This window comes from Micromonospora sp. WMMD975 (assembly GCF_029581215.1).
Taxonomy (GTDB): Bacteria; Actinomycetota; Actinomycetes; order Mycobacteriales; family Micromonosporaceae; genus Micromonospora.
Genome location: NZ_CP120739.1, coordinates 5,147,332 through 5,160,605, shown reverse-complemented (window position 1 = coordinate 5,160,605; position 13,274 = coordinate 5,147,332). Strand labels below are relative to the sequence as shown.

The 13,274-nt window shown below is 71.2% G+C and carries 14 protein-coding genes; 5 read left to right on the top strand and 9 right to left on the bottom strand.

Going from position 1 to position 13,274, the window contains the following annotated elements; genetic code table 11:
- The first annotated feature begins 264 nt into the window (after positions 1-264).
- The 3 genes from O7613_RS22875 (at position 265) to O7613_RS22865 (ending at position 3,002) form a co-directional block, all read left to right on the top strand.
- A complete protein-coding gene (locus O7613_RS22875; RefSeq protein WP_282289910.1) occupies positions 265-1,245 on the top strand; it encodes a PPK2 family polyphosphate kinase in 981 nt (326 codons plus the stop codon).
- A 121-nt stretch (positions 1,246-1,366) separates the two neighbouring features.
- Complete coding sequence (locus O7613_RS22870) at positions 1,367-1,993, top strand: DUF47 family protein (RefSeq protein WP_089157475.1); 627 nt, start codon at positions 1,367-1,369, stop codon at positions 1,991-1,993.
- Positions 1,994-1,997: 4 nt separating this feature from the next.
- Entirely contained in the window at positions 1,998-3,002 is a 1,005-nt protein-coding gene (locus O7613_RS22865; RefSeq protein ID WP_281586414.1) for an inorganic phosphate transporter, read from the top strand.
- A gap of 78 nt (positions 3,003-3,080) precedes the next feature.
- On the opposite strand, the gene O7613_RS22860 is transcribed toward O7613_RS22865, so the two are convergent.
- From O7613_RS22860 to O7613_RS22850, 3 genes are read right to left on the bottom strand one after another with little or no spacing between them, the layout of a single operon-like run.
- Positions 3,081-4,049 (bottom strand): Gfo/Idh/MocA family oxidoreductase, encoded by a 969-nt coding sequence (locus O7613_RS22860; protein WP_282289907.1) that lies wholly within the window; start codon positions 4,047-4,049, stop codon positions 3,081-3,083.
- A gap of 58 nt (positions 4,050-4,107) precedes the next feature.
- Positions 4,108-4,299 (bottom strand): DUF397 domain-containing protein, encoded by a 192-nt coding sequence (locus tag O7613_RS22855; RefSeq protein ID WP_282289905.1) that lies wholly within the window; start codon positions 4,297-4,299, stop codon positions 4,108-4,110.
- Positions 4,290-5,057, bottom strand: coding sequence for a helix-turn-helix transcriptional regulator (locus tag O7613_RS22850; RefSeq protein WP_282289903.1), 768 nt, complete (start codon positions 5,055-5,057; stop codon positions 4,290-4,292). The genes O7613_RS22855 and O7613_RS22850 overlap by 10 nt, the downstream gene beginning before the upstream one ends.
- Before the next feature lie 198 nt (positions 5,058-5,255).
- Here O7613_RS22850 and O7613_RS22845 point away from each other — a divergent pair, with 198 nt between their 5' ends.
- A complete protein-coding gene (locus O7613_RS22845) occupies positions 5,256-5,645 on the top strand; it encodes a hypothetical protein (RefSeq protein WP_282289901.1) in 390 nt (129 codons plus the stop codon).
- A gap of 245 nt (positions 5,646-5,890) precedes the next feature.
- Entirely contained in the window at positions 5,891-6,718 is an 828-nt protein-coding gene (locus O7613_RS22840) for an NUDIX domain-containing protein (RefSeq protein WP_282294596.1), read from the top strand.
- 65 nt (positions 6,719-6,783) lie between these two features.
- Here O7613_RS22840 and pstB read toward each other — a convergent pair whose 3' ends face one another.
- The 6 genes from pstB to O7613_RS22810 all read right to left on the bottom strand — a co-directional run bounded on the left by pstB (position 6,784) and on the right by O7613_RS22810 (position 13,130).
- Positions 6,784-7,560, bottom strand: a complete 777-nt coding sequence (pstB, locus tag O7613_RS22835) for a phosphate ABC transporter ATP-binding protein PstB (protein ID WP_281590054.1) — start codon at positions 7,558-7,560, stop codon at positions 6,784-6,786.
- Positions 7,561-7,580: 20 nt separating this feature from the next.
- On the bottom strand, positions 7,581-8,669 hold the full coding sequence (gene pstA, locus O7613_RS22830) for a phosphate ABC transporter permease PstA (protein WP_282289899.1): 1,089 nt from the start codon (positions 8,667-8,669) through the stop codon (positions 7,581-7,583).
- Positions 8,666-9,793, bottom strand: a complete 1,128-nt coding sequence (gene pstC, locus O7613_RS22825) for a phosphate ABC transporter permease subunit PstC (RefSeq protein ID WP_282289897.1) — start codon at positions 9,791-9,793, stop codon at positions 8,666-8,668. Before pstC ends, pstA begins: the two co-directional genes overlap by 4 nt.
- A gap of 41 nt (positions 9,794-9,834) precedes the next feature.
- Positions 9,835-10,932: a phosphate ABC transporter substrate-binding protein PstS gene (gene pstS, locus O7613_RS22820; protein WP_282289896.1), complete on the bottom strand. Its 1,098-nt coding sequence runs from the start codon at positions 10,930-10,932 to the stop codon at positions 9,835-9,837.
- 290 nt (positions 10,933-11,222) lie between these two features.
- Positions 11,223-12,179, bottom strand: a complete 957-nt coding sequence (gene mshD, locus O7613_RS22815; RefSeq protein WP_282289894.1) for a mycothiol synthase — start codon at positions 12,177-12,179, stop codon at positions 11,223-11,225.
- A gap of 99 nt (positions 12,180-12,278) precedes the next feature.
- A complete protein-coding gene (locus O7613_RS22810; RefSeq protein WP_282294594.1) occupies positions 12,279-13,130 on the bottom strand; it encodes a polysaccharide deacetylase family protein in 852 nt (283 codons plus the stop codon).
- Between the last annotated feature and the right edge of the window lie 144 nt (positions 13,131-13,274).

The following is a 13,274-nucleotide window of genomic DNA, read 5'->3' as shown; positions in this document are numbered from 1 at the left end:
GGCGTGGCTCGGGCGGGGTGGCTCGGGCGGGGTGGCTCGGGCGGGGTGGCTCGGGCGGGGTGGCCGGTGTCGCGGGATGATCGACTCCATTCCGCCGAGGTGGCGGTGTCGAAGCGCGGCGGATGCCGCCATCTCGGCGAAACGGTGTGGATCAAGAGATGCCGAGGTCGGGGCGACCGTGCGTGACAGTCGACGAAAGCGCATCTATCGGGCGTAGCGGGCGCTCCGTACCCATGATCGGGGTTGTCGGGTGAGGATCGGGGGATGAGTGGCGTGGTGCGGCCCGAGGACGGGTCGATGCGGGAGTTGCTGCGGGTGGGGCCGGGGACGGTGGACCTCGGGGCGGTGGATCCGCGTTCGATGCCGGGGCTGCCGAAGGCGGCCGGACGCGGGTCGGCCCGCAAGGAATGGGCCCGCGACCAGGTCAAGCTGATCGGTGCGGAGCTGGGCCGGCAGCAGGAGATGCTGTACGCCGCCGCGCAGGTCGCCGCCGGGCCGGGCGGCGCCACCAGCGCGCCCGCGCAGGCCGGCGCGCGGCTGGCCGGCGGGCGGCCACGCCGGGTGCTGCTGGTCCTCCAGGCCATGGACTGCGGCGGCAAGGACGGCGCGGTCAAGCGGGTGGCCGGCGCGATGAACCCGCTCGGCCTGCACATCCGTTCCTTCGGCCCGCCGACCAAGGAGGAGTTGCGGCACGACTTCCTGTGGCGGATCCGGCGCGCGCTGCCGCCACCCGGGTACGTGGGCGTGTTCAACCGCTCGCACTACGAGGACGTGCTGATCGCCCGCGTGGAGGGGCTGGTCGACGAGGCGACCTGGCGGTCCCGCTACGAGATCATCAACGACTTCGAGCGGGAGTTGGCCGAGCGGGCGGTCACCGTGGTCAAGGTCATGCTGCACATCTCGTACGACGAGCAGGGCGAGCGGCTGATGGAACGGCTCACCGACCCGACGAAACACTGGAAGTACAACCCGAGCGATCTGGACACCCGGGCCCGGTGGGACGAATACCAGGCCGCGTACGCCGAGGCGCTGGAGCGGTGCGGCACGGAGGCCGCCCCCTGGTTCGTGGTGCCGGCGGACCGCAAGTGGTACCGCGACTGGGCGCTCGCCCACCTGCTGAAGGAGACGTTCGACGACCTGGATCTGGGGTATCCGGCTGCCGATTTCGACGTGGAACGGGAGCGTGACCGGTTACGCGACCAGGGCGCGAAGCGCTCAGGTGAACAGCAGGTGAACGAGCGGTGAATCGGGCCTGACCAGGGGTGGGCCGGTCGATGCCCGGTTCCACCGTGTCCCTAGCATGCCCAGAGCAGGCGCCTGCTTCAGGCGACGGCCACCCTTCCACCGACACGACGAGGTCCGTGCTGTGAAGTTTTCCTTCCGTCCCACCGAGGGCGCCTTCTACGAGCTCTTCACCAGGGCCGCGCAGAACCTGGTGAAGGGGACCGACCTGCTCAACGAGCTGGGCCTGCCCGGTGCCGACGTGCAGTCGATCAGCGAGCGGCTGACCGAGGTCGAGCACGACAGCGACCAGATCACCCACGACCTCTACAAGAAGATCAACTCCACCTTCATCACGCCGTTCGACCGGGAGGACATCTACCGGCTGGGCTCGCTGCTCGACGACGTGATGGACCACCTGGAGGCGGTCGGCAACCTGCTCTACCTGTACGGCCTGACCAAGCTCCCGTCGCTCCCGCGCGAGCTGCACGAGCTGGTCAACGTGCTCGACCAGCAGGCCAAGCTCACCGCCGAGGCGATGCCCCGGCTGAAGTCGATGAAGGATCTTGAGGACTACTGGATCGAGTGCAACCGGCTCGAGAACGACGGCGACCAGGCGTACCGGATGCTGCTCGTCCGCCTCTTCTCCGGTGAGTACGACGCGCTCACCGTGCTGAAGATGAAGGAGGTGGCCGACGAGCTGGAGGCCGCCTGCGACGCCTTCGAGCACGTCGCCAACACAGTCGAGACCATCGCGGTCAAGGAGTCCTGATCCTGTGAGCCCCGAACTCATCGCCGTGCTGGCGGTGATCGCGGTCGCCATGGCGTTCGACTACACGAACGGCTTCCATGACGCGGCCAACGCGATCGCCACGAGCATCTCGACCCGGGCGCTGACGCCCCGCATCGCGCTCGGCCTGGCCGCCGTCGGCAACTTCGTCGGCGCGCACTTCGGCGCCGGGGTCGCCAAGACGGTCGGCGACGGCCTGGTCACGCTCCCGACCGGGGTGCAGAGCCTCGGCGTGGTCTTCGCGGGCGTGCTCGGCGCGATCGCCTGGAACCTGATCACCTGGTACTTCGGCCTGCCGTCCTCCTCCTCGCACGCCCTCTTCGGCGGCCTGGTCGGCGCGACCCTGTTCGCCGCCGACGGCGTCGTGCAGTGGGGCAACATCGTGGAGAAGGTCATCCTCCCGATGGTGCTCTCGCCTGTGGTCGGCCTGATCCTCGGCTTCCTGGTGATGCTGGCGATCATGTGGCTGTTCCGGAAGGGGCAGCCGGGCAAGCTCAGCCGCGGCTTCCGCCTGGCGCAGACCGTGTCCGCCGCCGCCATGTCCGTCGGCCACGGCATGCAGGACGCCGCCAAGACCATGGGCATCATCGTGCTGGCGCTCTACACCGGCGGCTTCCAGGAGAGCAAGACGCACATCCCGGGCTGGGTGTTCTGGACCTCCGCGACGATGCTGGCGCTCGGCACGTACGCGGGCGGCTGGCGGATCATCCGGACCCTGGGCCGGAAGATCATCGACCTCGGCCCGGCGGAGGGCTTCGCGGCCGAGACCGTGGCCAGCGCCGTGCTCTACTTCAACGCGCTGGTGCTGAAGGCACCGATCTCCACCACGCACACGATCACCTCGGCGATCATGGGTGTGGGCGCGACCAAGCGCCTCTCCGCGGTCCGCTGGAACGTGGCCGGCAACATCGTGATCGCCTGGATCATCACGTTCCCCGCGGCGGCGGCCATCGCCTGCCTCGCCTACCTCCTCGTCCGCCCCCTGTTCTGAAGGCGGGGGCCCCGCTTAACGCTTTCGGTATAGGCGGGGGCCCTTCTTAACACCCGGGTGTTAAGAAGGGCCCCCGCCTTACACGTAGGAGACGCCGATCTGGGCCTTGATGTCGTCGATCAAGGTCATCACCTCAAGCGTGGCGGCGTGCGGCACCAGCGGGCTCTCGGTCAGCCCCGCCGCCAGGCAACGCTGCACCTCGATCGCCTCGTACTGGTAGCCGCCCCCGGTCATGTCCGCCGGGATCGTCTCCGGCTCGGCGCCGGCCCGGTGCAGCACCGCCGACCCGGGCCGGAAGAACAGCTCCGGCAGGTCGATCCGTCCGGTGGTGCCGGTGATCGACGCGGTGATCGCGGTGGGGCCGACCATGCCGCAACTGAGCGTCGCCACCGCGCCGGAGTCCCAGCCCAGGACCATGCCGGTGTTCTCGTCCACCGCCTCCGGGCTCAGCTTCGCCCACGCCCGCACGTGCTGCGGCGCGCCGAGCACCAGGTGGGCCAGGCTCAACGGATAGACCCCGAGGTCGAGCAGCGCGCCGCCGCCGAGCGCACGATTGCGCATCCGGTGCTCGGGCGGAAACGGCCCGACCGCCCCGAAGTCCGCCCGGACGTGGGTGACCTCGCCGATCGCGCCGTCGGAGATCAGCTCCAGCACCCGCAGGATCAGCGGGTTCGTCCGCATCCACATGGCCTCCATGAGGAAGTGCCCGCGGGCCCGCGCCGTCTCCACCAGGTCGATGGTGGTCGGCAGGTCGAGCGTGCACGGCTTCTCCACGAGCACGGCCTTGCCGCCGGCCAGGCAGGCCATCGCCGCCTCGTGGTGCGCGGCGTGCGGCGTGGCCACGTAGATCGCGTCCAGGTCCGGGTCCGCGGCCAGTTCGGCCCAGGAGGCGTACGCCCGCGGCACGTCGTGCTGCCGCGCGAACGCCTCGGCGCTCTCCCGGGTACGCGACCCGACCGCCACCAGTTCGGCGTCCGGCACCAGCCGCAGGTCGGCGGCGAAGGCGGCGGCGATGTGTCCGGTGGCCAGAATTCCCCAACGCGTCATTCCGGCACGTTATCCCGGCCGGCTGGGCCGCCGGCAGGGTGATCCACCGATCGGGATGTCAGGCCCGGCCGGCGACGTCCGCGACGAACGCGCGCCACGACGCCGTCGGGAAGGCAAGCGCCGGCCCGGTCGGGTCCTTCGAATCGCGTACGCCGACGACGCCGGCAAGGTTGTCGGCAACCTCGACGCAGGCCCCACCGTTGCCGCTGCTACGGCTGCTCTTGCGCCACTTCGCGCCACTCAGGTCCATGTCTCCGCCACTTCCCTCAGAAGTTCGATCGACTGCCAGTGTGCGAGAGCTTCACCGCGAACGGCTTCCCACGCTGCCAGTATCGCGGCCACCTCGTCCGGTCCGCTAGCCACTTGTCCCTGCAACTGGTTGTCCAGGTAGCCGGCGATCCGATGGTCGGCGCAGGTGGCGATGACGAACGGGCCGTTCAGTCCCGCGTACGCGCCGACCGATGACGGAACCACGTGAACGCGGATGTGTGGCTCTGCGCATGCCTCGATCACCGCCAGGATTTGCTCCCGCATGGTTTCTCGACCGCCGACGGGCCGATGGAGTGCGGCTTCGTCCACAACGGCCGTGAACAGTGGCGGGTCGTCACGGCGAAGGACGTTCTGTCGGGCAAGTCGGGCGGCGAGGTGCCGCTCGACGTCCGCCCGGGGGATCAGGCCGGCGCTACCGAGCACGGCGCGTGCATACGACTCGGTCTGAAGGAGCCCGGGCAGGACCAGCGACTCGAACCAGCGGAGAGACGACGCTTCCCGTTCGATCTCCTGCCAGGGCCTGAACCAGGTGGGCTCACGACGCCTGGAAGTGTCGGGCCAAATGTCTGACACGGGTCGCCCGAGAACCTCGGCTGCGGCCGATCGGTGGCTCGGATGCGGAATCCGGTCCTCCGTCAGCCAGCGTCCGACCGTCTTCGGATCCACTCCCACCTGGGACGCCAGTGATTCGACGGTCCGGCCGGTCTGGTGGAGGGCAGCACGTAGGGCATCGTTCACGACGTCTCCATTGGATGTCCTGGATGTCTTTTCACCATATCCCTACGCGGTGTACGTGTCGCGCTACGCAAAGCACAGTTCGTGTAGGTGGCGCGGCTGGTGGAGGCGGAGCCCGGCGGTCGCGTCGCACGCGGGGGCCGCCGCAGTGGTCGAGCGCCGGCGGCGGCCCCTCCCTGACCGCTCTACGAGGGGAGTGCCATGCCCGACGAGAAGCCCACACCGCCGACCGGCGCCGCGAAGGCGGTGCACGACCTCGACCCGGTTCGCCGGACCAACGTCGCGCCGGAAACGCGCTGGTCTCCGCGTACCCCCTCGGGGTGGCCCTCGGCGCACGTCGCGGACGGTCCGGCGTGGATCTGCGCGCGATGCGGCCATGACTGGCCGTGCCCGACGCTGCGGGCCGCGCCGACGGACGTCGCCCGCCGGGCGACCTTGATCCCGGAGTTCGCGCGGCTCACCCGGCGGGCCATCCGCGACCTGCGCGGCCGGGCCGACGGCCCGACGCCGCCCGAGATCGTCAAGCGCTTCCTGTGGTTCATGTCGTTGAGCGACGACGAGGCCCGGGCCGTCGCGTTGCGGCTGCGGTGAGCCGGCCGCACGTCGCCGGGCGTCCGACCTGGCGCTGCGACGCCTGCGACCGTCCGTGGCCCTGCGATGCCGCCCGCCGGGCGCTGCTCGTCGAGTACCGCGACGACCGGGCGGCGCTCGCGATCTACCTGGCCACCCTGCTGGTGGAGGCCACCGGGCACCTCACCGGCGCGGCCCGTTGGGACCGGTTCCTCGGCTGGATCCGGCCCGGACCTGCGACTCGCCAGGGAACTAGGCTCGGGCGCATGACGATCGACGGCTTCGCCGCACCCCCCGCCCTGGTGGAGCACGCCCGCCGGTTCCACGCCGAGGGTGGTGTGCCCGCGGTGCCCCGGGTCGCCGCCACCGTGCTGCTGCTCCGCCCGGCCGGCGACGGCTTCGAGGTCTATCTGATCCGGCGGGTGGCGGCGATGACGTTCGGCGGCATGTACGCCTTTCCCGGCGGCGGGGTGGACCGGTCCGACTCGGAGGCGCACCTCGGCTGGGCCGGGCCGACGCCGGCGGCCTGGGGCGAACGGTTCCGGCTCGACCCGGCGGACGCGCAGGCGGTGGTGTGCGCCGCCGCCCGCGAGGTCTTCGAGGAGGCGGGCGTGCTGCTGGCCGGCCCGGACCCCGGGACCGTGGTCGGCGACGTGAGCGGCGACGACTGGGAGGCGGCCCGGCAGGACCTGGTGGGCCGGCGTACCGGCTTCGCCGACCTGCTGGCCGGGCGCGGGTTGACGCTCCGGTCCGACCTGCTGCTGCCCTGGACGCGGTGGATCACGCCGGAGTTCGAGCCGCGCCGCTTCGACACGTACTTCTTCGTCGCCCTGCTGCCCGAGGGGCAGCGGACCCGGGACGTGTCCGGCGAGGCCGACCTGACGCTGTGGCTGCGCCCGGCGGACGCCCTGGCCCGGGCGAGGGCGGGGGAGCTGACCATGCTGCCGCCCACCATGGTCACGCTCGCCGAGGTCGCCGCCGCGGGCGACCTCGCGGGCGTGGCCCGCGCGGCGGCGGACCGAGACCCGGGTACGCCGATCGTGCCCCGCCTCGAGGACCTGGACGGGACCTCGCCGCGTTTCGTGCTGCGCTGAACGGGGTTGTTAAGCGGGGGCCCCTCCTATGCAGAAAGCGTTAAGCGGGGGCCCCTCCTAACACCTCAGCCGAAGCGGCCGGTGATGTAGTCCTCGGTCTTCTTCTGGGTGGGGTTGCTGAAGATCTTCTGGGTGTTGTCGTACTCGATCAGGCGGCCCGGGTCGCCTGTCTTCTCGATCGAGAAGAACGCGGTGCGGTCGGACACCCGCGCGGCCTGCTGCATGTTGTGCGTGACGATGATGATGGTGAACTTGTCCTTGAGCTGGAACATCAGGTCCTCGATGGCCAGCGTGGAGATCGGGTCCAGCGCCGAGCACGGCTCGTCCATCAGCACCACCTGCGGCTCGACCGCGATGGTGCGGGCGATGCAGAGCCGCTGCTGCTGACCGCCGGAGAGCCCGGCGCCGGGCTTGGCGAGCCGGTCCTTCACCTCGTCCCAGAGGTTCGCCGAGCGCAGCGCCTTCTCGGCCGCCTCCTCCAGGATCGACTTGCGCCGGACGCCGTTGAGCCGCAGCCCGGCCACCACGTTGTCGAAGATGCTCATGGTGGGGAACGGGTTCGGCCGCTGGAAGACCATGCCGATCATCCGGCGGACCGCGGTGACGTCCACGTCGCGGTCGTAGATGTCCTGCCCGTCGATGGTGAGGTTGCCCTCGACCCGGGCGCCGGGCAGCACCTCGTGCATCCGGTTGATCGACCGCAGGAAGGTCGACTTGCCGCAGCCGGACGGGCCGATCAGGGCGGTCACCGTCTTCGGCTCGACGGTCAGGTTGATGTTCTCAATCGCCTTGAAACCGCCGTAGTAGGCGGTGACGTTGGCGGCTTCGACGCGCTTGGCCATGGTGGCGGTACCTCCGGTGTTCATCGGCCGAGCTGGTTTCGACGGGCCAGCAACTTCGCCGCGACGGTCAGGATGAGGACGAGGGCGACGAGGGTCAGCGCCGCGGTCCACGCCCGTGCCGGCGAGTACTTCGACGCCTCGCCGGCCTGCTGGTAGACGAAGAGGGCAAGCGACGACTGGTTGTTCTCGAACGGGTTGAAGTTGATCGCCGCGCCGCCGCCGGCGACGAGCAGCACCGGCGCGGTCTCACCGGCGGCCCGCGCGACGGCGAGCATGATGCCGGTGACGATGCCGGGCAGCGCGGTCGGCAGCACGACCCGCAGGATGGTCTTCCACTTCGGCACGCCGAGGGCGTACGCGCCCTCGCGCAGTGGCGCCGGCACGAGCCGGAGCATCTCCTCGGTGGAGCGGACCACGGTGGGCAGCATCAGCACGCTCAACGCGAGCGCGGCGGCGAAGCCGGAGAAGCCCGGGCGGCCGTCGTTGAACACCGGCGAGACGATCAGCACCCAGAAGGCGAGCACGAACAGGCCGGTGACGATGGACGGGATGCCGGTCATCACGTCCACGAAGAAGCGGACGGTGAACGCGAACCGGCCCCGGCCGTACTCGACGATGTAGATCGCGCAGAGCACGCCGAGCGGGACGGTGATCAGCGTGGCGATGCCGACCTGCTCCAACGTGCCGATGATCGCGTGGTAGGCGCCGCCGTTGGCGTCCCGTGCCCCGATGTTGTTCATCGAGGTGCCGAAGAAGTCGCCGTCCAGCCGCTGGGAGCCCTTGCTGACGAGCGTCCAGACCACCGAGGCCAGCGGCAGCACGGCCAGCACGAAGGCGGAGTGGATCAGCGCGCTCCAGATCCGGTTGCGGGCCGAGCGTCGGCCCTCCACCGCGTTCGCCGCAGCGAACAGACCAGCCAGGTAGAGCAGCACGCCGAGGACCACGACCAGGACCGGGCCGCCGATGTCCGCGCCGTACACGAGGCCCGCGGCGAGCAGCAGCGCCGCGACGGCGATGGCGGGCGCGGCGTACGCCGGGAGCCGCCGGGCCCGCAGCGTGGCCGGCTGGGCCGGCGGGCGGGGACGGTGGGAGGTGAGAGTGGAGGTCATGCGGCCGACTCCGTGAACTCGCGGCGGCGGTAGATGATCGCACGCGCGGTGATGTTGACGATCAGCGTGATCGCGAAGAGCACCAGGCCGGAGGCGATCAGCGCGCCCCGGCCGGTCTCGTTCGCCTCACCGAACCGGTTGGCGATGTTGGCGGCGATCGAGTTGCCGCCGGCCTCCAGGATGTTGAACGAGATGGCGTACGTCGAGCCGAGCGTCAACGCGAGCGCGATGGTCTCGCCGAGCGCTCGGCCCAGGCCCAGCATCACCGCGGCGATGACACCCGGCCGCCCGTAGGGCAGGACCGCGGTGCGGACCATCTCCCAGCGGGTGGCCCCGAGCGCGAGCGCGGCCTCCTCGTTGGCGGTCGGGGTCTGCCGGAACACCTCGCGGGAGAGCGAGGTGACGATCGGCAGCACCATGATCGCCAGCACCACCGAGCCCAGGAGGATCGAGCTGCCGTACGGGCCCTCGCCGAAGATCGGGATCCAGCCGAAGTATTTGTTGAGCCAGGCGGAGAGGTCGGTGACCGGTCCGGCGAAGTAGTCCCGGCCCCAGAGGCCGAAGACCACGCTGGGCACGGCGGCCAGCAGGTCGATGATGAAGCCCAGGCCGTTGCCGAGCCGGCGCGGGGCGTAGTGCGACAGGTAGAGGGCGATGCCCAACGCGACCGGCACCGCCACGAGCAGCGCCAGCAGCGAGCTGAGCACGGTGCCGAAGGCGAGCGCGCCGATGCCGAACTTCGGCGGGTTGTCGTTCGGGAACCAGCCCTCGAAGGTCCAGAACGATTCGGTGTTGGCCCGCAGCGCCGGCACGGCCTTGGCGATCAGGAAGATCGCGATGGCCGCGATGATCACCAGCACGGTGGCGCCGGCGGCCAGGGTCAGGGCGCGGAACGCGCGTTCCGCGCCGAACGCGCGGGCCCGGGGCAGGCCGCCGCCTCCGCCGAGGCCGCCGTCGCCGCCTCCGCCGAAGTCGCCGCCTCCACCGAGGTCGCCGCCGGAGCGGTCCGGGTTACCGGTGGGCTCGGCCACACCCGCCGAGGCACCGGCGGGCCGCTCGTGGCTCATGGCCACGGGGGTCCCGCCGGTGCCGGCGTGCGCCGAGCGGTGAGGGGTGTCACCCATCTGCTCGCTCGCTTTGCGTTGAGAAGGTGTCGTTCAGGGCGTCAGGACAGGTTCTTGACCGCGGCCTCGACCTTGGTGCGGACCTCGTCGGGCAGCGGGGCGTAGCCGAGCTCGACCAGCTCCTGCTGGCCCTCGGCGCTGGCGGCGTGGCCGAGCAGGCCCTTGACCAGCGGCAGCTTGTCGGCCGCGAGGCCCTTGCTGCAGACGATCTCGTAGGTCGCCAGGACGATCGGGTAGGCCCCGGCCTCCTTGGTGTTGTAGTCGATCGACATCTTGAGGTCGTCGCCCTGGCCCTCGAACTTGGCCCCGGCGATGGTCTTGCCGGCCGACTCGCCGGTCAGCTCGGTGAACTCGCCGTTGCCGTTCTTGACCTTGGCCATCTTGAGGCCGGAGTTCTCGGCGTACGACCACTCGACGTAGCTGATGGTGCCGTCGGTGCTCTTGACCTTGCTGGCCACGCCGTCGGACTTGGCCGCGCCGACGCCGCCCGGAGCCTTCCACGCCTTGGAGTTCTCGAAGGTCCAGTCCGCCTCGGCGGTCTTCGACAGGTACTTGGTGAAGTTGTCGGTGGTGCCCGACTCGTCGGAGCGGTGCACCGCCTGGATCGCGGTCGACGGCAGCGTGGCGTCCGGGTTGTCGGCCTTGATCGCCGCGTCGTCCCACTTGGTCACCTTGCCGGCGAAGATCTTCGCCAGGGTGGCCGGGCTGAACTGGAGGTTGTCCGCGCCGCCGACGTTGTAGACGACCGCGACCGGGCCGATCACCATCGGCAGGTTGAGGGCCTGGCCGCTGTTGCACCGGGCGTCGGCCTTCGGCTGCTCCTCCTCCTTGAGGGCGGAGTCGGAGCCGGCGAAGTCGGCGGTGCCGGCGATGAACGCCTGGATACCGGCGCCAGAACCGCTCGGCTCGTAGTTGATCGTGGTGCCCGTGCACTTCTGCTGGTACGCCTTGATCCATTCGGCCATGGCGTTCTTCTGCGCGGAGGAGCCCTGGGCGTTCAGCGTGCCGGTGGCGCAGTCCGCCGCAGCGGAGCCGGTGGCGCCGGCGGCCGGCTCGTTGTTGTCCGAGCCGCAGGCGCTGAGACCGAGGACCGCGGTAAGAGCGAGACAGGCGATGGCGCCGTGCCGCTGGAGCTTCACTTGAAAGGTTTCCCTTCACGTCTTTGGTCAGGTCGCCCGGGGTGCCGGGGGCCGGAACTGACCGGCTGACGTGAAAGTTAGAAGTGCCAGATGGACGGTTCGCCGGTCGGAAGTGAACGCGGGATGAACACGTCCGGCCGGTGAGATGGCCGTACGCTGAGGCGGTTCTGTCCATTTCGTGAACTGGCGACCTGCTATCGCTTTTAACGCGATTTATCCGGTCAGCCGTTACCGCGCCGAGCCTCCGGCGTGACGCTCCCGTGACCGGCCTCGCGGGCCCGGGTCGGCGCTCAGCCGAGCTGGTAGTTGACGTGCGCGGACCACCTGGCGAAGCCGAGCCGCTCGTAGAGGGCGACCGCGCGGGTGTTGCTCTCGTCGACGTAGAGCATCACCCGGTCCAGCCCGCGCCGGTCGCGCAGGTGGGCCAGGCCGGCGGCGGTGAGCGCCCGGCCCAGCCCGCCGCGGTGCGCGGACGGGTCGACGCCGAGCACGTAGACCTCGCCGATCCGGGCCGATCCGGGCCGCTCGTGCACCTTGGTCCAGTGGAAGCCGAGCAGCCGGCCGGTGGCCGACTCCACCGCGAGCAGGAAGCCGGCCGGGTCGAACCACGGCTCGGCCATCCGGACGCGCAGGTCGTCGACGGTCCACCGGCCCTGCTCGGGGTGCTCGGCGAACGCGGCGTTGTTGACCGCCAGCCAGGACTCGTCGTCGTCGCCGGGTCGGAACGCCCGCAGCTCGACGCCCTCGGGCAGGACCGGCTCGGGCAGCGCGGCGGCGAGCGGCCGGCGCAGTTGGAACAGCACCCGCGCCCGGGCGAAGCCCAGGTCGACCGCGAGCGCGGCGGCCGACGGGTGGTCGCCGTGCGCCCAGGCGCGCAGCGGCCCGGAGGCGGCGGCCAGCACGCCCCGGGCCAGCGCCCGGCCGGTGCCCCGCCGCCGGTGCGCCGGGTGCACCACCAGCTCCACGCCGACGCCCTCGGCGGGCGCGGTGGTGTCGAGGTGCGCGTACCCGGTCAGGGTGCCGTCGGCGGCCCGGGCGGTGAGGTGCACCGCGGGCGCCCCGGGGTCGCGCAGCCGCAGCAGCACGTGTTCGTCGAGCGGATCGGCGCCGTCGGCGTCGCCGGCCGCGCGCGCCAGCGCCAGCACGTCGATGACCTCGGCCGTCGTCAGCCGCTCGGTGGGTGCGACCCGGTCGCCCGGGGCCGCCGCGTCAGGTCCGGGACCACTCGTCGGCTCGGTGCTGCTCATCCGAGTCACGGTAGCGGCCGGCGGGGCGCCGTTCCCGCCGGAGCGCGACGGCGGTCGGTGGCACTCGTCACTGGATGCCAGGGCGGTCGGTGGCACTCGTCACTGGATGCCGGTGGGCAGCGGCTCCAGCACGAAGCTGCCGAGCAGCTCGGGCAGCAGCTTCTGCAACGCGGCGACGGTGCCGGAGCGGTCCCCGCCCGCGTCGTGCATGAGCACGATCGCGCCCGGCCCGGTCTGGGTGCGGACCGCCGTCTCGATGGCGGTCGCGCCCGGCGCCTTCCAGTCGGACGGGTCGACGCTCCAGTGCAGTGGCGTGAGGCCCAGGTCGGTGCAGGCCGACACCACCGGGGCGGTCCAGGCGCCGCCGGGCTGGCGGTAGTACGCGATCCGGGCGTTCGGCGCGGCGGCCAGGATCGCGTCGTTGGTCCGTTGCAGGTCCGTCCGGATCGTCGCCGTGCTGCGCTTGCCGAGGTTGACGTCGTGCTTCCAGGAGTGGTTGCACAGGGTGTGCCCCTCGGCCTCGATCGACCGGACCAGGTCCGGGTAGTTCTCGGCGTTCTCGCCGACGACGCAGAACGTGGCCTTCACGCCGTGCTCGGCGAGCAGGGCGAGCACCTGTGGCGTCCACCGGGGGTCGGGGCCGTCGTCGAAGGTCAGCGCGACCCGGGACGAGCCGGTGGTGACGTGGGCGCCGAAGGGCCCGTCACCGGCGTCCTCGGGCATGGCGGGAGCAGCGTCCGGCGCCGCGTCCGGGCTCGGCCGGGCGGTCTCCGGCGAGCCGGTGGCCGGCGGCTGGTCGGCGTAGCGCGTGGTGTCGCCGAACGCGGTCGTGCCGGCGGCCGTCGGGTGCTGCTCGGGCACCAGGCTGCGGCCCAGCGCGTACGCCGAGGCCGACAGCCCGACGAGCACCGCGGTCACGACCACCAGCACCCGCGGTGTCGAGCCGGTCATCAGCGGCACCGGCCGTTCGCCGCCCCCGTGGTCACCGCGCACACGTGCATCCCCCCTCGATCCTGATAAACCAGGCAGTCAGGATAGGGCGGAACGATGTGGCAAATAGGGCATACGGGGAAAATGTCCCCTGCGGGGGGTGTG